This is a genomic window from Pseudomonas sp. RIT-To-2 (genome assembly GCF_029623465.1).
In the GTDB taxonomy this organism is placed as follows: Bacteria; Pseudomonadota; Gammaproteobacteria; order Pseudomonadales; family Pseudomonadaceae; genus Aquipseudomonas; species Aquipseudomonas silvicola.
On sequence record NZ_JAPYKM010000033.1, the window covers coordinates 1 to 18035 of the forward strand.

Sequence of the window (18035 nt, forward strand, 5' to 3'; positions counted from 1 at the left end):
GGGGCACAGCTCGGCTAACAGGTCCTCGCGTACGATGTGTTCGAGGCTGGCAGTTGGAATGCCGAGCAGCCGATATTCATGTGCAGCCTCCCAAGGTAATGAGTGGAAATGCAAATAGCTGATAACACAATGAAGATTTAATAAATATTAATTAGCATATAACTAATCAGAATTTTACTACTGATACTTAGACGAATAATGTTGATACACGCTTGAGCCCAAGCGTTCATCCCGACCCCCGCACGGTGGAGGAGAGCCTGTCTGCTTCCTGACCTGCGAGGGGTACACCATGCAAACCTGACCACCCGACTGCTTCGCGCCACCGCCATCGCAGCCCCCTGGCCCTTGCCAGCGGACCCGGCTGCGCCGAAGAAGCACCTGCCCCGGCAGGAGACAACCCGAGTCTGTCACCATGAGCCAACATCCGTCGTTCCCCCAAGGCATCTACAGCCTGCCCCAGGACAATAACCGCCTGGCCCTGCGCCAACCGGTGCGTCACGAAGACCCGCTCAAGGAACGCCTGCACCGCAAGCAGCGGCTGGCAGCGGCCTATCGCCTGTTTGCCCAATTAGGCTTCGAGGTCGGCGTAGCGGGGCATTTTACCGCCCGCGACCCGGTGGAGCTCGACCACTACTGGATCAACCCGCTGGGCGTGCCGTTTTGCCAGATCAGCGTCTCACACCTGCTGCGGGTGGACGGTGATGGCCAGGTCGTGGAAGGCGAGGGCGTGCTCAACACCAGTGCGCTCGAACTGCACTACGACCTGCAGAAGGCGCGCCCGGAGGTGGTGGGCATCGCCCATGTGCACGGTTTCCATGGCCGGGTGTGGTCGTCCCAGGGCCGCCTGTTCCAGCCCATCACCGCCGAGTCCGGGGCCTTCATCAATGACCAGGTGATTTTCGACCGCCATGCCCTGCGCGCCGCCGACGGGCGCCTGGAGCAGGACCGCGACCGGGTCAGCCAGGCGTTTGTCGAGACCTTTGCCGACCATAACCTGCTGGTGTGGCAAAACCACGGGCTGTGGGCCGTGGGCCAGACCGTGGAGAGTGCCGCCTGGCGCTTCATTCTCGCCGACGACACGGCCCGGGCGCACTTGCTGGCGTATGCCGCCGGCACGCCCGTGGTGCCTGAACTCGACCCGGCCGACAGTGGCGACAAGGCCCGCCATGAGTTCTTTGCCTGGCTGAACTTCCTGCCGCTGTGGGACCGCATCCGCCTGGAACAACCCGACCTGCTGGATTGAGGAATCACCATGCCGCATTTCTCTCGACGCCGCGTGCTGCAGGCGGGGCTGGCGCTGGGCGCGGGCTGCCTGGCGGGCCGCGCAATGGCCACCGGGCCGGGGCTGCGGGTCTGGCGCTACAAGGGCCTGGTGCCGTCGTTTCTCGACCTCGCGGGGCAGGGCAACCTGCCGTACCCGGTGGAGTGGGCGGATATCGCCGGGGGCAGCATCGTCATCGAGGCGCTGGCCAGCGACCACCTGGACTACGCCTACATGAGCGAGATCCCGCCCGTGTTCGCTGCCGCGGCCAACGCCCCGATCAAGCTGATCGCCGTGGTGCGTGGTGACGCCAACGAGACGCGCCTGGTGGTGAACAAGACGGCGGGCATCCAGCACATCAGTGACCTGCGGGGCAAGCGCGTGAGTTTCGTGCGCGGCACCAACACCCAGGCGTTTCTACTCAACCTGCTGCAGCACAACGGCCTGGCCTTGAGCGACGTGGTGCCGGTGCCGATGCCCATGCAGGACGCGCTGATCGCCTTCCAGAACGGCCACATCGACGCGCTGGTGGCTGGTGGCATTAGCGGGCTTCGGGCCGCGACGATGATGGATGGCGAGATGCTCGAGGGGACGGCGGGTTACTACGCCGGCAACTACCTGATCGCCACCAACGACGCTGCCCTGGCCGACCCCGTGCGCCGCGCGCGCATCGGCGATTTCCTGCAGCGCGAGCGTGCTACCTGGGCCTGGATACAGGCGCACCCGGACGCCTGGGCCGACCGCAGCGCGCAGCTGACCGGCATCAGCCGCGAGCTGTACCTGCAGCAATTCCACCAGCGCAGCCAGCCGGCCGAGGTGGTCGCCGTGGATGACACGGCCATCGCTTCGCAACAGCACGTCGCCGACCTGTTTCATGACCAGCAATTGATTCGCCGCGCCGTCGACGTCCGACCGCTGTGGCGCCACGACTTCAATCAACTTCTGAGCGTTTGACATGACCCCGCATTCCTCGCGTCTTACCCTCCGCTTCGCCCCCCTGTTGCTGGCCGGTTACGCCCTGCAGCCGATGTTCGCCGCCGCCGATACCAACAGTGATGACACCCTGGGCACGGTGATCGTCACCGGCTCGCGCGGCAGCGAGTCCCGTACCGTGACCAGCAGCCCCGCACCTATCGATGTCATCAGCGGCCAGCAACTGGAGAAAACCGGCAGCGGCAGCCTGCGCGGCGCCTTGCAGAAGGCCTTGCCGTCGTTCTCCCAGCGGCCCTCCGGCAGTTCCAACGACAGCATCGCCAGGCCTTACAGCTTGCGAGGCCTGAACGGCTCCAACGTGCTGGTGCTGGTCAACGGCAAACGCCGTCACAACAGCGCGGTGATCAACCTCGACTCCACGGCGGCCTACGGCACCAACCCCGTGGACCTGGACATGATCCCGGTCAGCGCCGTGGACCATATCGAGGTGCTGCGCGACGGCGCCTCGGCCCAGTACGGGTCGGACGCCATCGCCGGGGTGATCAACATCATCCTCAAGCAACAGGACCATGGTGGTTCGGTCAGTACTTCCTACGGTGATTATGCGGCCAAGGGCGATGGCGGCATCCTGCGCCAGACTTACAATCAGGGTGCGGCACTGCCCAACGACGGTTTCATCAACTTCTCCCTGGACGCCAAATCGCAGCAGACCGCCGTGCGTTCGCGCGACGCCACTGGCAGCTTCTACTACAAGCAACCGGACGGCAGCGCCGACCCGCGCGACGCCACCGCCGACCGCAAAGTGCAGGAGAACGGCCTGCCGAAGATCAAGGACATCAAGGTCGCCTACAACGCCGAGTTACCGCTGGACGATGTCACCCTGTATTCGTTTTCCACCTACAGCCACCGTGACGCCCGAGGCGGGCAGAACTACCGCCGGCCCAACTCGACCAACATCATTCCGCAGATCTACCCCGACGGCACCGCGCCGTTCTACACCCTGGTGGAGGATGACTATCAGGCAGCGGCGGGTGCCAAGGGCCAGGCCCTGGGCTGGAGCTGGGACCTGAGCTCCACCTTCGGCCGCGATGATGCCCAGTCCGGGGCCGACAAGACCCTCAACGCTTCGTTGGGCCCCAGCAGCCCGACCCATTTCAACACCTACAGCAGCACGTTCGACCAATGGACCAACAACCTGGACGTCACCCGTGCCTTCGATGTTGGCCTGAGCAAGCCAGCCCAGGTGTCCTGGGGCCTGGAACACCGGCATGAGCGTTACAAGACCGAGTCCGACAACCCGCTGTCGTACATCAACGGCGGCTACATTTACCCCAGTGGCCCGTTGGCCGGCCAGCCCGCCGCCGTAGGTGCCCAGGGCGCCATCACCCTCACGCCCGAAGACGCCGGCCAGGCCAGCCGCAACAGCTATGCCAGCTACCTGGACGTGGGCTTCAACCCCTTCGAGAAACTCTACGTGGGCGCCGCGGGGCGCTTCGAAGGCTACGACGACGGTTCGGGCACTACCACCAGCGGCAAGCTGTCGCTGCGTTACGACCTGACACCGACCTTCGCCTTGCGTGGCACGTTGAGCAACGGCTTTCGCGCTCCCTCGCTGTCGCAATCGGTGTACGCCCAGACGTCCAACCAGTACACCTCGGTCAACGGTGTGTCGCAGTTCGTCGAAGCCAAGACCGCCCGCGTCGACTCGGCGCTGGCCCGTGCCCTGGGCGCCGAAGACCTGAAGCCCGAAAAATCGCAGAACATCAGCCTGGGTTTCACCTGGCAGCCGATACAGGCGGCCAGCGTGACCCTGGACGCCTACCAGATCAAGATCGACGACCGCATCGCCTTGACCGGCTTCCTGTCCGGCGCCGGGGTCAATCAGATCCTGGTCGCCAACGGCTACAAGCCCGGTTACCAGGTCAAATACTTTACCAACGCCGCCGACACCACGACCCGTGGCCTGGACCTGGTGACCGACTACAAGGTGGATTACGGCGCCTACGGCAGCGTCAAGTATGGCGTGGCGTTCAACTGGAACAAGACGCAGATCGACAGCATCAAGTCCACGCCGGCGGCGCTCACCGCCGCCGGCAGCAACCTGGCGCTGTTCGACCGCGTGGCGCAGGGCTACCTGACCGTGGCCAACCCCAAGACCAAGCTGATCCTCAGTGGCGTCTGGGAGATCGGCCAGTTCACCGTCACCGGCGCCGTGACCCGTTACGACAAGGTCACCGCCCGCGACACCAACCCTCAGTACGACGTGACCTACGGCGCCAAGTGGCTCACCGACCTTGAGGTGGCTTACGCCGTGACCAAGGACCTGAGCCTGGCGGTGGGCGCCAACAACCTGTTCGACGTGCGCGCCGACAACAACGCCTACCCCCAGGGGGACGTCAACGGTTTTCCCAAATTCGGCAGCATCTCGCCGTTCGACCCTTACGGCGGCTTCTGGTACACGCGCCTGACCTACAACTTCTGAGGAGTGGCACATGAGCACAGCGCACAAGCAGATCATCCTCGGCGCCTTCATTCCCAGCGCCGGCATCATGGGCGCCGCCTGGCGCCACCCCTCGGCGGCGGCAGACTCGTTCCGCGACTTCGAGCACTTTCGCTGGGTGGCCCAGACCCTGGAAGCGGCGCGTTTCCATGCCGTGTTTTTCAACGACACGGTGAACGTCGACACCGACCTGGACGTGCTGGCCCACGGGCCCAACAGCGTGCGCTGGGACCCCCTGGTGCTGCTGCCTGCGCTGGCCCTGAGCACCCAGCGCATTGGCCTGATCGCTACCGCGAGCACCACCTACAACGAGCCCTACAACCTGGCGCGCAAGTTTGCCAATATCGACCACCTGAGCGGCGGCCGGGTAGGCTGGAACCTGGTGACGTCCCTGGGCGGTGGCGAGAATTTCAACCGCGACGCCCATGTGCTGCACGCCGACCGCTACGACCGCGCCGAGGAGTTCTACGACGTGGTCACCGGCCTGTGGGACAGTTGGGACGAGGACGCCTTTATCCAGGACAAGGCCAGCGGCCGTTTTCTGGACACTGACAAGCTCCATGTGCTGAACCACCACGGCAAGCATTTTCAGGTGCGTGGCCCGCTGAACGCCGCGCGCCCGGTGCAGGGCTACCCGGTGATTGCCCAGGCTGGTTCCTCCGACGCAGGCCGTGCATTGGCGACCCGGGCAGGCGAACTGATTTTCACCGCCCAGCACACGGTAGAGCAGGGCCAGGCGTTTTACGCCGAGATCAAGCAGCGCGCCGCCGCCCTGGGGCGCGACCCCGACCACTTGAAGGTACTGCCCGGCGTGTCACCCATTGTGGGCCGGACGCTTGAGGAGGCCCAGGCGCGCTATGACCAGCAACAGGCGCTGCTGGACCCGCCTTCGTTCCTGCGTTCGATCTCGCGTTTCACCAGCCTGGGCTTTGATCTGTCCGAGCTGCCGTTCGACGCCGTGGTGCCGCTGCCGCCCGAGCAATTCGACACCAACACCCACAAGAGCCGGCAGAAACTGGTCTTCGACCTGATCCGCCGCGAACGGCCCACGGTGCGCCAGTTGTTCAACAAGCTGACCGCTGGTGGCCACCGCATCCTGATCGGTACCCCCGAAAGCATCGCCGACGATTTTCAGGCGTGGTTCGAGGCCGGCGCCGCCGACGGCTTCAACGTGATGTTCTCCGGGCTGCACCAGGGCATCGGTGATTTTGCCGAACAGGTGGTACCAGAACTGCAACGCCGTGGGCTGTTCCGCCGCGAGTACCAAGGCCAGACCCTGCGCGAAAACCTCGGGCTGCCCTTTATTGCCAACCGCCGCGCCGAGGGCCGTTCATGAGCCTGCTTCGTCCTTTCGCCGTGTCGCTGCTGGCCGTGGCGCTGGCCGCCTGCGGTGATGCCCACGCGCCGGTGGCCAGCGCCGACCAGCCAGGCACGCCGCACCGCGGGGGTGTGTTGAAAGTAGCCCTGGACGGTGACCCGCAATGCATCGACCCGCAACAGGCGGGTAACAACACGGCACTCAACGTGGGCCGGCAACTGGTGGACTCGCTGACCGACCAGGACCCGGCCACGGGGGCCATCAAACCCTGGTTGGCCGAGCGCTGGGATGTGTCCGCCGACTATCGCCAATTCACGTTTCACCTGCGCCCGGGCGTGACGTTCAGTGACGGCACAGCCGTGGATGCCGCGGCGGTGAAGGCCAACCTGCAAGGCATCGTTGAACTGGGTGCGCGGGCCATTCTGGGCTCCACCTACCTGGCGGGCCTGGCCGGTATCGACACACCCGACGCGCACACCGTGGTGGTGCGCTTCGCCCAGCCCAATGCCCAGTTTCTGCAGGCCACCTCGACCATGAGCCTGGGCGTGTTGGCCGCCCGCACCCTGGCCACGGCACCGGCCCAGCGGTGCCAGGGCGAGCTGGTGGGCTCGGGGCCGTTCACCCTGAAGTCATTCGTGCATAACCAGGTGGTGTCCCTGGCACGGCGTGACGACTACCGCTGGCCATCGGCGCTGGCTGCGCACACCGACCAGGCCTGGCTGGAGGGCATCGACTTTCTGATCATCCCGGAGTCGGGGGTGCGCCTGGGCAGCCTGGTGTCGGGGCAGATCGACGTCAACACCAGTGTCGCGCCTCAGGACGAGGCCGCCTTGCAAAGCCAGGGCCTGCCAATTCTCAGCCGCGCCAACCCCGGCGTGGTGTTCATCCTGGCGCCCAATGAATCCACGCCGCTGTTCAGTGACTTGCGCGTGCGCCAGGCGCTGAACAAGGCCATCGACCGCCAGCAGTTCAAGCCCATTCTTTCCCATTACCAGCAGGTGGCCAGTGCCTTGCTGGCCAGCAGTACACCCCTGTATCGGGACTTCTCCGCATTGCTGGCCCATGACCCGCAGGGGGCAGGGCGGTTACTGGATGAGGCCGGTTGGGTGCCGGGCAGCGATGGTATCCGGGTCAAGGATGGCCAGCGGTTGTCGTTCAAACTCGACTACTGGCAATCCGTGCCGATTCTGGAACTGGTACAGCAACAATTGCGTCAGGTGGGCATCGAGCTGCGCCTGAACAAGACTACCCTCGGCCAGACCACCGCGCTGCAGGCCAGCGGGGACTACAGCGTGCGCTTTCTCAACCTGACCCGTGCCGATCCGGATGTGCTGCGCACCGTGTTCCAGGCGCCAGGCTATAACGTCAGCGTGCGCCAACCCGGCCAGATCGACTCGTTGCTGGCGGACTCGGCGGCCACCCTTGACGCCAGCAAGCGCCAGGCGCTGGTGGATCAGGCCAGCCAGCAGTTGATCGAGGGCGGGCACGCCATCGCCCTGGTCGAACTGGCCACGGTGCTGGCCCAGGGCAAGCAGGTGCACGGCCTGCATTATGAGGCCTCGTCGCGGCTGCAATTCTTCGACACTTGGGTGCAGCCATGACCCGCCTGGCGCAGCGCGCCTTGGCCAGTGCGGTGCGCTATTGGCTGGGCCGCCTGGCCCAGGCGGGGGTGGTGCTGTGGGCGGCGTTCAGTGTGTCATTCGTGATCCTGTACGCGCTGCCCAGCGACCCGGTGAGCATCATGCTCAACCAGAGCGGCGAGCAGACCAGCGTCGATGCCGCCCAGGTGGCGCGGCTACGGGCCGAGTACCACCTGGACCAACCGGTGATCGTGCAATACGGGCTGGCGCTGGAACGGGCGTTGCACCTGGACTTCGGCCATTCGATCCAGACCGGCCAGCCCGTCGCGGGGGCGCTGCTGCAGGCGCTGCCAGCCACCGCGCAATTGGCGTTCGCCGCCCTGGCGCTGGCGTTGCTGCTGGGCGTGGGCCTGGCGTTGATTGCCAGCCTGACGCGGGTGGCATGGCTGCGCGATGCGCTGCTGGGGGTGCCGGCGCTGGCGGTGTCGTTGCCCACGTTCTGGCTGGGGCTGTTGCTGTTGCAGGGCTTTTCCTTCGGCCTGCACTGGTTTCCGGCCATGGGTAACCGTGGCCTGCCGGCCCTGGTGCTGCCGGCCCTGACCCTGGCCATCCCCACCGCTGCGATCATCGCCCAGGTGCTGCTGCGGTCCATGGCGACGGTGCAGCGCCAGCTTTTCGTCGAAGCCTTGCGGGCCAAGGGGCTAGGCTGGCCCCGGGTGGTCTGCCGGCACATTCTGCATAACGCGCTGATCCCTGTGCTGAGCCTGGCGGGGGTGATCGTGGGCTCGCTGCTGGCCGGCTCCGTGGTCACCGAAACCGTGTTTTCCCGCCAGGGGGTGGGGCGCCTGGCGCAAGCAGCGGTCAGCGTACAGGACATTCCCATGGTGCAGGGGGTGGTGGTGCTGGCGGCAGTGATTTTCGTGCTGGTCAACCTGCTGGTCGATGCCCTGTACCCCTGGCTCGATCCACGCCTGGGGAAACGCTGATGAAACGACTTTTTCTGGTACTGGCCATCGCCATCCTGTTGACTGCCGTGGGCTGGGCCCTGTGGCCGGGGCTGTTCAGCCATGCCGACCCGCTGCTGGGGGTACCGACCCAGGCCTTGCAGGCACCGGGCGCCCAGCACTGGTTTGGTACCGACCAATTGGGGCGCGACCTGTACAGCCGCACGGTGTATGGCGCCGGCCTGTCATTGCGCGCGACCTTGCTGGCGGTGCTCATCGCGCTGGCCAGCGGCATTGTGCTGGGGGTGCTCAGTGGCTTCTTTGGCGGTTGGCTGGACGCCGGCCTGATGCGCCTGGTGGAGGTGCTGATGGCGGTTCCGGCGCTGCTGCTGGCCATGGCGGTGATCACGGTGCTGGGCTTCGGCACCTTGAATATCGCCCTGGCCGTGGGCCTGTCGGCGGTGGCCAGCTTTGCCCGCCTGGTGCGCGGCGAAGTCCTGCGCTGGCGGGTGAGCACCTTCGTCGAAGCTGCCAGCGCCTGCGGGGTGCGACCCTGGACGGTCATTGCCCGCCACATTCTGCCACCAGTGGCCGGGCCGGTGCTGGCCTTGGCCGCGCTGGAGTTCGGCAGCGCGGTACTGGCGGTGTCCGCCCTGAGCTTCCTGGGCTTTGGCGCACCACCGCCGCAACCGGAATGGGGCCTGCTGGTGGCCGAGGGCCGCAACTATATGGTCACGGCCTGGTGGTACACCGGCCTCCCCGGGCTGGTGGTGGCTGCGGTGGTCATTGCCGCCAACCAACTGGCCAGGGCCTTGCAGGCCCGTCAAGGAGTTTACCGATGAGCGTCCAGGCCACGCCGTTGCTGCAGGTCAGCAACCTGCACATCGACTATCACAGTGCCCAGGGTGATGTGCCCGGGGTGACCGGCATAAGTTTCGAACTGCACGCCGGCGAGGTGCTTGCGGTCGTTGGCGAGTCGGGTTCCGGCAAGTCCACCACCGCGGCAGCCCTGGTCGGCCTGCTGGCCGAGAGTGCCAGGGTCCGTGGCGGCAGCATTCGCCTCGATGGGCGCGAGCTGCTGGGCCTGGGTGAGCGGCAATGGCAGCAGGTGCGCGGCGTGCAGATCGGCTTCGTGCCCCAGGACCCGGGCCTGTCCCTGGACCCGGTGAAACGCGTCGGCGCCCAACTGGTCGAGGCCATGACCGTGCACGGCCTGCCACGTGCCGTTGCCCGGGACCGGAGCCTGGGGTTGCTACGCGAAGTGGGGCTGCCCGCTGTCGAACAACTGGCGCGGCGCTACCCCCACGAACTGTCCGGCGGCATGCGCCAGCGGGTGCTGGTGGCCATGGGCCTGGCCAACCGCCCGGCACTGGTCATCGCCGATGAGCCTACCAGCGCGCTGGATGTCAATGTGCAGCGCCAGGTGCTTGATTGCCTGCAGGGGCTGGCCCAGGAGCGACAGGCGGCAGTGATCCTGATTACCCATGACCTGGACGTGGCCTTGCAGCGGGCCGACCGGGTGTTGGTAATGCACCGCGGGCGTGTTGTCGAGAGCGGCGCGGCGGCGCAGGTGCTGCGCCAGCCGCGGCACGCGTACACGCGGGCGCTGCTGGCCGCGGCCCCCAGTGCCCAGGCGGCCTGTGTGCGCCAGCGCTCACCGGCGCAATGGGCGCTGGCCCCGATACTGGAGGTCAGTGGCCTGCACAAGAGTTTTGCAACCTGGCGCCAACCCGGGCCGCCTGCCGTGGACGACGTGTCGTTCGAGGTGCCGCGTGGGGGGACCACCAGCCTGGTGGGGGCCTCGGGTTCGGGCAAGTCGACCACCGCGCGGCTGTTGCTGGGCCTGGAGCGCGCCGATGGGGGCTCGGTGCGGTTCAATGGCCGTGAACTGCTGGGTGCTTCGCGGCGCGACTGGCGCGAACTGCGGCGGCAGATCCAGGTGGTGTACCAGAACCCCTACGCGTCGCTGAACCCGCGCCTGAGCCTGGCGCAGATCATCAGCGAGCCCCTGCAAGCCTTTGCCGTGGGCACCGCGGCCACGCGCCGGCAACGGGTAGCAGACTTGCTCGCCCAGGTGCATGTCCCTGCCACCCTGATCGACAACCGCCCTGACAGCCTCTCGGGCGGTCAGCGCCAGCGCGTGGCCATCGCCCGCGCCCTGGCCCTGGAGCCGGAACTGGTGGTGCTGGACGAGCCGCTGTCGGCCCTGGACGTGCTGGTGCAGCAGCAGATTCTTGAACTGCTGGATGAATTGCAGCAGCGGCTGGGGTTGAGTTACCTGTTCATTTCCCATGACCTGGCCGTGGTGCGGCGCATCTCCGACCGCGTGGTGGTGATGCAGGGGGGCAGGGTAGTGGAGCAGGGGGTGTGCGAGGAGGTATTCAGCCGGCCGGTGCATGGGTTCACGCAGGGGCTGCTGGGGGCCGCGGTAGGCGTGCCGCAGCTGTAGCCGGGCACCGCAGTCCCGCACGGTGCCCTTCCCGATCTGGCGCCGGGTCCTACTGAGGGCGTGCTCGGGCAGGCCGCCACACGGGGATACCCTGGGCATCTATCGCCCAATGGGCCTGGCCCGGCCTGATCGCTACGCCACCTACCCAGCGCTCTCGGTCGCTGTGGTCCGGCCAGTACGCCTGGCCGGCGAGGACCCTTTCACCCAAGGCGGTCAACCCCACCGGCCGGTGCGGCCAAGGCAATTGCGGCGATTGTTCACTCAACAGCGGTTGCCTGGCATCGATCAAGGGCCGCAGCAGGGCATGGAACATCAGGTCGCCCAGGTAAGGCAGCGGTTCGCGTCGGCCCATCAGTTCGGCAAACACCCGGCCGATCGTCACCGCGCCCACTTCGTGGATGTAGTGCAGCGCCAGGCGCTCGGTCAGTGACAGGCCATCGGCAATACCCGGCAGTTCCTGCAATTGGCGACGCAACGCCGGGGCCAACAGGGGCAGCGCCAGATGGTCTTCGCGTGCCAGGTCCGCCAGGGCCAGGGGGGAAGGCGCACAGTAGGATTGCCAGGCCTGACGCGCCAGGGCAAGCATGGCGGCGTCCACAGGGCGACGCTGCGGCCACAGCCAGGCGAGCAGGTCCGGCGCCAGCTGGCCGATGCCGATAAAACGCTGCACGCCCGGCACCTGCCGTACTTCGATCAGCTCCAGGCGTTCAGGCACCTGCGGGAGCCCAGCCAGGGCACGGATCAGAAACAGTTGGTCATAGGCATCGGCCTCGCACCACAGCACGTTGTGGCCGGGGCCTGCCAGTCGCGCCAGCGCGTTGTATTCATTCTGCGTTCGCTGCAAAGCGTCGGCCAGCGGAACATCGAATGTCTGGCAGATGAAGGCACTGCGCAATGCCCGATACGGTTGTGGCGCCAAGTCCTGGACCGGGCCCATGCACAGGGGGTCGCTGAGCATGTGAAAGGCGCCGCGAAAACCGGCCAATTGCAAGCTGTGGGCAATGTCGTTGCCGCAGCGCCAGTGGCCGGTGTTGGCCTCATCGCTGGCCTCAAAGCCTGGGTGGCGGGCGGCGAAGTCGATGGCGTCGACGTGGGCCTTGAGCTTCGGCCAACTGCTGAAGCCCAGTTCCCGGGCCGTCAGCCACTGAGCGTGGGCAAGTGTCGGTGGTGCCGAGGCATCGGCCCCGGCCTTCAGTTGGCGCAGAAGGTCCTTGGCACGCTTGCGCTGCTGTTCAAGGTTGATACGGCCGTCGTTGGAAGATGCAGGCATACGAGCTCCTTGGGCAACCTGGGTCCGCTTCAAGGTCGGGGAGTCGTGATGACAGAAAAACGCATGAACAATCCTGGGCGCAGCCCTTTCCGCGGATGGCGGCGTGGATAACGCCGGGCAGTCACTATAAGGTAAACATCCCGTTCGAGCCACCGTGCTTATAGCAGTGGCGCATAAGCGCGCATTTTCGATTATTGGACGCAGCCGGGCGCAACGCGCAAAGCTGGCACTTTTTGCACCGGCACAGGGAACCTTGCCCATGAGCACCGCCCGACAACTGAAACTCGGCGCTTTCATGCGCCCCGTGAGCATTCATACTGGCGCTTGGCGCTACCCCGGCGCCTGGAAAGACGCCAACTTCAATTTCCAGCACCTCAAGCGCCTGGCACAGACCCTGGAACGGGGCAAGTTCGACGCGTTTTTCATGGCCGACCACCTGGCCCTGCTGAACATGCCGCTCGATGCCCTGAAACGCAGCCATACCGCCACGTCCTTCGAACCCTTCACGCTGCTGTCGGCCCTGAGCCAGGCCACCGAACACCTGGGGCTGGTGGCCACCGCTTCCACCAGCTTCGATGAACCCTTCCATATTGCCCGGCGCTTCGCTTCCCTGGACCACCTGAGCAACGGCCGGGCCGGCTGGAACATCGTGACCACCTCCAACCCCGATGCAGCCCTGAATTTTGGCCTGGAACAGCACCTGGACCACGACCAGCGCTACGCCCGTGCCCGTGAGTTTCATGACGTGGTCACTGGCCTGTGGGACAGTTGGGCCGACGATGCTTTCACCCGCGACGTGGCCACTGCTGAGTACTTTGACCCAGCCAAGTTGCATACCCTCAACCACCGCGGCGAGCATTTGTCGGTGCGCGGCCCGTTGCACATCGCCCGGCCGGTGCAAGGCTGGCCGGTGATCGTCCAGGCTGGCGCTTCGGAGCCAGGTCGGCAACTGGCCGCCGAGACCGCCGATGTGATTTTCGCCGCACCCGGCAACCTGGAAGAAGGCCGGGCCTTCTACGCTGACGTCAAGGCCCGCCTGGCACCGTTGGGCCGTGAACGCGACCAGTTGAAAATCCTCCCCGCGGCCTTTGTGGTGGTGGGCGATACCGTGCAGCAAGCCCGCGAAACCCGCGCGCGGCTCGACAGCCTGGTGCATTACGAGAGCGCGATTGCCTCGCTGTCCATCGCCTTGGGCACCGACGCATCACGCTTTGACCCCGACGCCTTCCTGCCGCCAGTACCGCAGACCAACGATAGCCAGAGCAGCCGTGAGCGGGTGCTGGCCCTTGCCGACCGCGAGCAGCTGACCGTGCGGCAGCTGGCCCAGCGCCTGGGGGGTTATGCAGGATTGGCGTTCGTGGGTACCGCGCAGACGATCGCCGATGAGATGCAGGAATGGCTGGACCGCGAAGGCAGTGATGGCTTCAATGTGATGTTCCCGTGGCTACCGGGTGGGCTGGACGATTTTGTCGACAAGGTGGTGCCGGAACTGCAGGGGCGGGGGATTTTCAGGCGAGAGTATGAGGGCGCGACGTTACGCGAGAACCTGGGGTTGGCGCGGCCGGCGAACCGGTTCTTTACTGCCGATCAGGCTTCGCCCGAAAAAAAACCGTAGCAAGACGCGGCCTCACGGCCGCGTGCTGCAGGGTAACGACTCGCTTAGCGGTAGCGCTCCAGCCAATGCGCGTAAGGTGCTGGCAGTGTCCAGGACGCCTTGTCTACGCCCAGTTCCTTGGCCGCGAAGTACGCCCAGTGCGGGTCGGCCAGGTGCGCGCGGCCCACCGAGACCAGGTCCAGCTGGCCTGCCTTCAACGCGCCGTCCGCCAGTTGCGGTGTGCCGAAGCCCCAGGCCGAGGTGACCGGCAGGTCCGCTTCGCGGCGCACACGTTCAGCGATCGGCCCAAGGAACGCCGGGCCCCATGGGATGTTGGTGTCAGGGATGGTGAAGCCGACACTGACGCTGAGCAGGTCCAGGCCACCGGCCTTGAAGCGGCGAGCCAGTTCAATGGATTCGGCCAGGGTCTGTTCGTCGCGACCGTCATATTCCACCACGCCGAAACGTGCGGTCAGTGGCAGGTGCTCGGGCCAGACTTCACGCACGGCTGCCAGGGTTTCCAGGAGGAAACGGCTACGGTTGTCGAAGCTGCCACCGTAGGCGTCGGTACGCTGGTTGGAGTGTTCGCTGAAGAAGCTCTGGCCCAGGTAACCATGGGCAAAGTGCAGCTCGATCCACTCAAAGCCTGCGTCGCGGGCGCGGCGGGCGGCGTCGACGAAGTTCTGGCGAACCCGGGCGATATCGTCCAGCGTCATGGCCTTGGGCACTTTCGGCAGGTTGGCGCCGAACGCGATGGCGGAAGGGGCGAGGGTGTCCCAGCCTGCCGGGTTGCCTTCGGCAATGTGGTCGTCGCCTTCCCACGGGCGGTTGGCGCTGGCCTTGCGGCCGGCGTGGGCAATCTGGATGCCGGGGACGGAGCCCGCGGCCTTGATCGCCTGAACCATGGGCACGAACGCCTGGGCGTGCTCATCGCTCCAGATACCGGCGCAACCGGGGGTGATACGGCCCTCGGGGGCTACGGCAGTCGCTTCGACCACCACCAGGCCGGCGCCGCCACGGGCCAGGCCTGCCAGGTGCACGTGGTGCCAGTCGTTGACCAGGCCGTCTTTGGCCATGTACTGGCACATCGGTGGAATCGCGATGCGGTTACGCAGCGTAACGTCCTTGAGGGTGAAGGGCTCAAACAGTGCGGACATGTGCAGACTCCAGGAAGTGGACTAGTTTCGGTTGTTCGATCATAATCGAACAATGGCATTTTATGGAAGCCTCGATATCATGTGCTCCATGCGAGCCTATACCCATCCCAATCCTGAAGACTTCACCCTCGAACGTTTGCTCTATGCACTGAGCGACCCTGTGCGCATGGGCATTGTGCGCTGCCTGGCGAACGTGGCTGAAGCCAGCTGCGGCGAGCTGGACGGTGGGCGGCCGAAATCCAGCATGTCCCATCACTTTCGCGTGCTGCGCGAAGCGGGGCTGGTGCATACCCGGAGTGTGGGCACCAGCCACATGAACTCGTTGCGGGCCGAGGCGCTGGAAGGGCGGTTCCCGGGGTTGCTCGGCAGCATCCTGGCCCAGCGGTGAAAGGCTTGTGGCTGCTCCAAGCGGGCGTGTGCCTTTGTAGGCCTCTTCCCGAGCTTCGCCCGGTTCCACAGGGTTGCAATGGCCTTGGACGCGGCCAGGCCCGCTGCAGGACGGTGTGGCGCCTCAGTCGCCGCCTTTCATCCGGCGCGCCACCAGGTACAGCCCCAACCCCACCAACGCGGTCGCCGCGCCGATGTAGCCGGTACTGGTCCAGCCCAGGCCCGCGGTGATCGCCATTCCGCCAAACCAGGGGCCCAGGGCGTTGGCCAGGTTGAACGCGGCATGGTTGGACGCCGCCGCCAGGCTCGGGGCCTCATGGGCGATGTCCATCAGGCGGATCTGCAGCGGTGACGCCAAGGCCACCATGGTGCCCACCAGGCCGATGCCCAGCATCACGCCCCATAGCGAGCCGGCGGCGAACGGGAAGAACAGCAGCACGGCCATGGACCACACCAGCAACAGCCCTACTGCCCGGAAGCCCATGCGGTCGAACAGCTTGCCACCGGCGATGTTGCCGATGATGCCGCCCACGCCGAATGCCGCCAGGCCGAAGGGAATCCACTCGGGCGTTACGTGGGTGACGTCAAGCATGGTGGGTGCCAGGTAGCTGAACACGCAGAACATCCCGGCGAAGCCGATGGCACCGATGGCCAGCGCCATCCACACCTGAGGCTGGGTGAAGGCGAGCAATTCACGCCGTGGGTCGCTGCGTGGTTCGTCGCGGCGGTCCGGCACATAACGCCAGACCAGAGCGATGGTGCACAGGGCGATGGCGCCCACCAGTGCGAATGCCGAGCGCCAGCCAAAGAATTGCCCCAGGAACGTGGCGATGGGGTTGCCCAGCAGCATCGCCAGGGTCAGGCCCATCATCACACGTGCGACCGCGCCAGCGCGTTTGTTCGCTGGCACCATGCTCGAGGCCACCACCGCGGCAATACCGAAGAAGGCGCCGTGGGGCAGGCCGCTGATGAACCGGAACGCCACCAGTGCGCCGAAACTGGGGGTGAACGCGGTGGCCAGGTTGCCCAGCGCATACAGGGCCATCAGCAGCAACAACATGTGCTTGCGCAGCAGTTTGGCGCCCAGGATGGCCAGCAGCGGCGCACCCACCATCACCCCCAGCGCGTACGCGCTGATGGCGTGGCCCACCTGGGGTTCGCTCAGGTGCAGGTTGGTAGCGATGTCGGGCATCAGGCCCATGATGGCGAACTCGCCAGTACCGATGGCGAAGCTGCCCACGGCCATGGCCGCCTCCATTTTGGCGGCGGCGCGAGCGGGCAGTACATGCCCGGGTGTTTGCTGGATGGACATGCGTCGTTCCGTTCTCAAGTCAGTGCGAAAAGGCAAACCGCCGATGATAGCGAATGGGCGGTGAAGGCGTCTAGAACAGCCATTTGCGCGATAGTTCCACTCAGTCGAGGGGCAACGGGACGGATACCACCCCGGTCACTCGTCCTCATCCCCATAGTCGATGATGAATGCATAGCGCCCGTCGATCAGGCCCTGCAGGTACTGGTCGAAATCATCGGCGATGACCGCGTAGCTGTCGGGGTCATGCAAAAAACGCACGACCTGGCCCACCCGGCCCGTGGCGGTGGGGTTGAAGTCGATGAACAGCTGCGAGGTGCCGCCGTTGTTCATGCAGTGGGAGAAGCACAGCCGCTGGTTCATGGGCAGTGCCATGTCGATGCGTGGGTCCACCAGGTCGGGGTATTCGTCCAGGTACCCGGCGTAGATCTCGGCGATGCTGCGTCGGTGGCGTGTGCCTTCTTCGATGATCTGTTCGGCGGACAGCAGGTAATAGGGGTACTCGAAAACGTCGGACCCCAGCATCAGTACCTGGATCTTCTCGCCGGCATATTCCTGCCAGTAGGTGCCGTTGATGCGGGCCAGCAGCCCGAGCAGGGTAGTGGGGCACTGAGGGTAGAGGCGCCGCACGTCGTCCAGTTGCGCGCGGGACGCGCCCGTCGCGGTGGCCAGCGCGGCCTTGGCATAAGCGGGCAGGGCGGCGCGCAGGCCAGCCAGGTAGGTGTCGATCAGGGGCGTGTCCATACGTTCAGGGCTCGGGCGATGATTGGCGTGCAAGGGTCTCATGCGAGGCACCATTTGTCTGCCAACCTGACGGCCCAGCGGAACGTCAAGCGTGACGTCGGGGACGAACGTAAGCCACCCATGAAAAGGAACCACTGTCATGACCAAGCCGACCCGTTCCGGGCAGAACCCCGACCGCGCCCACCCCCCGGGCGAAGTAGAGCGCGACAACGATGCCCACCGTGCCGATACCCCCAAGGACCGCACGCGTGACTCCACGGCCCAGGAGACCGCCCGGGAAGTGACGCCCAAAACCGGGCAGGCGCCAGCCCGCTGAATTCGGCTGAACTTTTCACTGCCCCTCCGTCTCCCTTGATAACCCCGTCACACAAGGAGATCGGACCATGAACCCTCTGAAATTGCTGGGCCTGGCGTGCTGCGTATTGATGTTGCACGGCTGCTTCAATGAAACCGACCACCCCGCCAAGGATGCTGACCGCAGCAAGGCGTCGGTGCAAATGCAAAAACCGGATGCGCCAACGGGCGAGGCCACGCCACAGGGCGAGCCGTCCAAAGCCAATCAGTAACCCGTGGCACCCAGGAGCCTTTA

At 65.8% G+C, this 18035-nt stretch carries 16 protein-coding genes; 12 read left to right on the forward strand and 4 right to left on the reverse strand.

The window, feature by feature from the left end:
- Positions 1–412 precede the first annotated feature (412 nt).
- From QBK88_RS23975 to QBK88_RS24010, 8 genes are read left to right on the forward strand one after another with little or no spacing between them, the layout of a single operon-like run.
- On the forward strand, positions 413–1243 hold the full coding sequence (locus tag QBK88_RS23975) for a class II aldolase/adducin family protein (RefSeq protein ID WP_277963955.1): 831 nt from the start codon (positions 413–415) through the stop codon (positions 1241–1243).
- A 9-nt stretch (positions 1244–1252) separates the two neighbouring features.
- Positions 1253–2215, forward strand: a complete 963-nt coding sequence (locus QBK88_RS23980; protein WP_277963956.1) for an ABC transporter substrate-binding protein — start codon at positions 1253–1255, stop codon at positions 2213–2215.
- Position 2216: 1 nt separating this feature from the next.
- Positions 2217–4676 carry a TonB-dependent receptor gene (locus tag QBK88_RS23985; protein ID WP_277963957.1) on the forward strand — a complete coding sequence of 820 codons (2460 nt, stop codon included), beginning with the start codon at positions 2217–2219 and terminating at the stop codon, positions 4674–4676.
- 10 nt (positions 4677–4686) lie between these two features.
- Complete coding sequence (locus tag QBK88_RS23990; RefSeq protein WP_277963958.1) at positions 4687–6030, forward strand: LLM class flavin-dependent oxidoreductase; 1344 nt, start codon at positions 4687–4689, stop codon at positions 6028–6030.
- Positions 6027–7613: an ABC transporter substrate-binding protein gene (locus tag QBK88_RS23995; RefSeq protein ID WP_277963959.1), complete on the forward strand. Its 1587-nt coding sequence runs from the start codon at positions 6027–6029 to the stop codon at positions 7611–7613. Before QBK88_RS23990 ends, QBK88_RS23995 begins: the two co-directional genes overlap by 4 nt.
- Positions 7610–8578, forward strand: coding sequence for an ABC transporter permease (locus QBK88_RS24000; protein ID WP_277963960.1), 969 nt, complete (start codon positions 7610–7612; stop codon positions 8576–8578). The genes QBK88_RS23995 and QBK88_RS24000 overlap by 4 nt, the downstream gene beginning before the upstream one ends.
- Complete coding sequence (locus tag QBK88_RS24005; protein WP_268142143.1) at positions 8578–9378, forward strand: ABC transporter permease; 801 nt, start codon at positions 8578–8580, stop codon at positions 9376–9378. Before QBK88_RS24000 ends, QBK88_RS24005 begins: the two co-directional genes overlap by 1 nt.
- The gene (locus QBK88_RS24010; RefSeq protein WP_277963961.1) at positions 9375–10985 is read left to right on the forward strand and encodes an ABC transporter ATP-binding protein; all 1611 of its coding nucleotides are present in this window, start codon (positions 9375–9377) and stop codon (positions 10983–10985) included. Before QBK88_RS24005 ends, QBK88_RS24010 begins: the two co-directional genes overlap by 4 nt.
- 49 nt (positions 10986–11034) lie before the next feature.
- Here the strand turns inward: QBK88_RS24010 and QBK88_RS24015 are convergent, their stop codons facing one another.
- Positions 11035–12255, reverse strand: a complete 1221-nt coding sequence (locus QBK88_RS24015) for a DUF1835 domain-containing protein (protein ID WP_277963962.1) — start codon at positions 12253–12255, stop codon at positions 11035–11037.
- Positions 12256–12514: 259 nt separating this feature from the next.
- Between QBK88_RS24015 and QBK88_RS24020 the strand changes: the two genes are divergently transcribed.
- On the forward strand, positions 12515–13870 hold the full coding sequence (locus tag QBK88_RS24020; protein WP_277963963.1) for an LLM class flavin-dependent oxidoreductase: 1356 nt from the start codon (positions 12515–12517) through the stop codon (positions 13868–13870).
- A 44-nt stretch (positions 13871–13914) separates the two neighbouring features.
- On the opposite strand, the gene QBK88_RS24025 is transcribed toward QBK88_RS24020, so the two are convergent.
- A complete protein-coding gene (locus QBK88_RS24025) occupies positions 13915–15006 on the reverse strand; it encodes an NADH:flavin oxidoreductase/NADH oxidase (RefSeq protein WP_268142147.1) in 1092 nt (363 codons plus the stop codon).
- Between the two features lie 52 nt (positions 15007–15058).
- Between QBK88_RS24025 and QBK88_RS24030 the strand changes: the two genes are divergently transcribed.
- Positions 15059–15394 carry a winged helix-turn-helix domain-containing protein gene (locus QBK88_RS24030; protein WP_277963964.1) on the forward strand — a complete coding sequence of 112 codons (336 nt, stop codon included), beginning with the start codon at positions 15059–15061 and terminating at the stop codon, positions 15392–15394.
- A 123-nt stretch (positions 15395–15517) separates the two neighbouring features.
- Here QBK88_RS24030 and QBK88_RS24035 read toward each other — a convergent pair whose 3' ends face one another.
- The gene (locus tag QBK88_RS24035; RefSeq protein WP_277963965.1) at positions 15518–16705 is read right to left on the reverse strand and encodes an MFS transporter; all 1188 of its coding nucleotides are present in this window, start codon (positions 16703–16705) and stop codon (positions 15518–15520) included.
- A gap of 135 nt (positions 16706–16840) precedes the next feature.
- On the reverse strand, positions 16841–17488 hold the full coding sequence (locus tag QBK88_RS24040) for an SMI1/KNR4 family protein (protein WP_277963966.1): 648 nt from the start codon (positions 17486–17488) through the stop codon (positions 16841–16843).
- A gap of 97 nt (positions 17489–17585) precedes the next feature.
- Here QBK88_RS24040 and QBK88_RS24045 point away from each other — a divergent pair, with 97 nt between their 5' ends.
- Both QBK88_RS24045 and QBK88_RS24050 read left to right on the forward strand, forming a co-directional pair.
- A complete protein-coding gene (locus QBK88_RS24045; RefSeq protein ID WP_268142151.1) occupies positions 17586–17762 on the forward strand; it encodes a hypothetical protein in 177 nt (58 codons plus the stop codon).
- Between the two features lie 67 nt (positions 17763–17829).
- Positions 17830–18012 (forward strand): hypothetical protein, encoded by a 183-nt coding sequence (locus QBK88_RS24050; RefSeq protein WP_277963967.1) that lies wholly within the window; start codon positions 17830–17832, stop codon positions 18010–18012.
- The last annotated feature ends 23 nt before the right edge of the window (positions 18013–18035 follow it).

Coding starts and splice junctions, on each gene's coding strand:
- QBK88_RS23980 (WP_277963956.1), top strand. CDS start 1,253: ATGCCGCATTTCTCTCGACGCCGCGTGCTGCAGGCGGGGCTGGCGCTG.
- QBK88_RS24015 (WP_277963962.1), bottom strand. CDS start 12,255: ATGCCTGCATCTTCCAACGACGGCCGTATCAACCTTGAACAGCAGCGC.
- QBK88_RS24000 (WP_277963960.1), top strand. CDS start 7,610: ATGACCCGCCTGGCGCAGCGCGCCTTGGCCAGTGCGGTGCGCTATTGG.
- QBK88_RS24035 (WP_277963965.1), bottom strand. CDS start 16,705: ATGTCCATCCAGCAAACACCCGGGCATGTACTGCCCGCTCGCGCCGCC.
- QBK88_RS24020 (WP_277963963.1), top strand. CDS start 12,515: ATGAGCACCGCCCGACAACTGAAACTCGGCGCTTTCATGCGCCCCGTG.
- QBK88_RS24010 (WP_277963961.1), top strand. CDS start 9,375: ATGAGCGTCCAGGCCACGCCGTTGCTGCAGGTCAGCAACCTGCACATC.
- QBK88_RS24045 (WP_268142151.1), top strand. CDS start 17,586: ATGACCAAGCCGACCCGTTCCGGGCAGAACCCCGACCGCGCCCACCCC.
- QBK88_RS23995 (WP_277963959.1), top strand. CDS start 6,027: ATGAGCCTGCTTCGTCCTTTCGCCGTGTCGCTGCTGGCCGTGGCGCTG.
- QBK88_RS24050 (WP_277963967.1), top strand. CDS start 17,830: ATGAACCCTCTGAAATTGCTGGGCCTGGCGTGCTGCGTATTGATGTTG.
- QBK88_RS23985 (WP_277963957.1), top strand. CDS start 2,217: ATGACCCCGCATTCCTCGCGTCTTACCCTCCGCTTCGCCCCCCTGTTG.
- QBK88_RS24005 (WP_268142143.1), top strand. CDS start 8,578: ATGAAACGACTTTTTCTGGTACTGGCCATCGCCATCCTGTTGACTGCC.
- QBK88_RS24040 (WP_277963966.1), bottom strand. CDS start 17,488: ATGAGACCCTTGCACGCCAATCATCGCCCGAGCCCTGAACGTATGGAC.
- QBK88_RS24030 (WP_277963964.1), top strand. CDS start 15,059: ATGGCATTTTATGGAAGCCTCGATATCATGTGCTCCATGCGAGCCTAT.
- QBK88_RS23990 (WP_277963958.1), top strand. CDS start 4,687: ATGAGCACAGCGCACAAGCAGATCATCCTCGGCGCCTTCATTCCCAGC.
- QBK88_RS24025 (WP_268142147.1), bottom strand. CDS start 15,006: ATGTCCGCACTGTTTGAGCCCTTCACCCTCAAGGACGTTACGCTGCGT.
- QBK88_RS23975 (WP_277963955.1), top strand. CDS start 413: ATGAGCCAACATCCGTCGTTCCCCCAAGGCATCTACAGCCTGCCCCAG.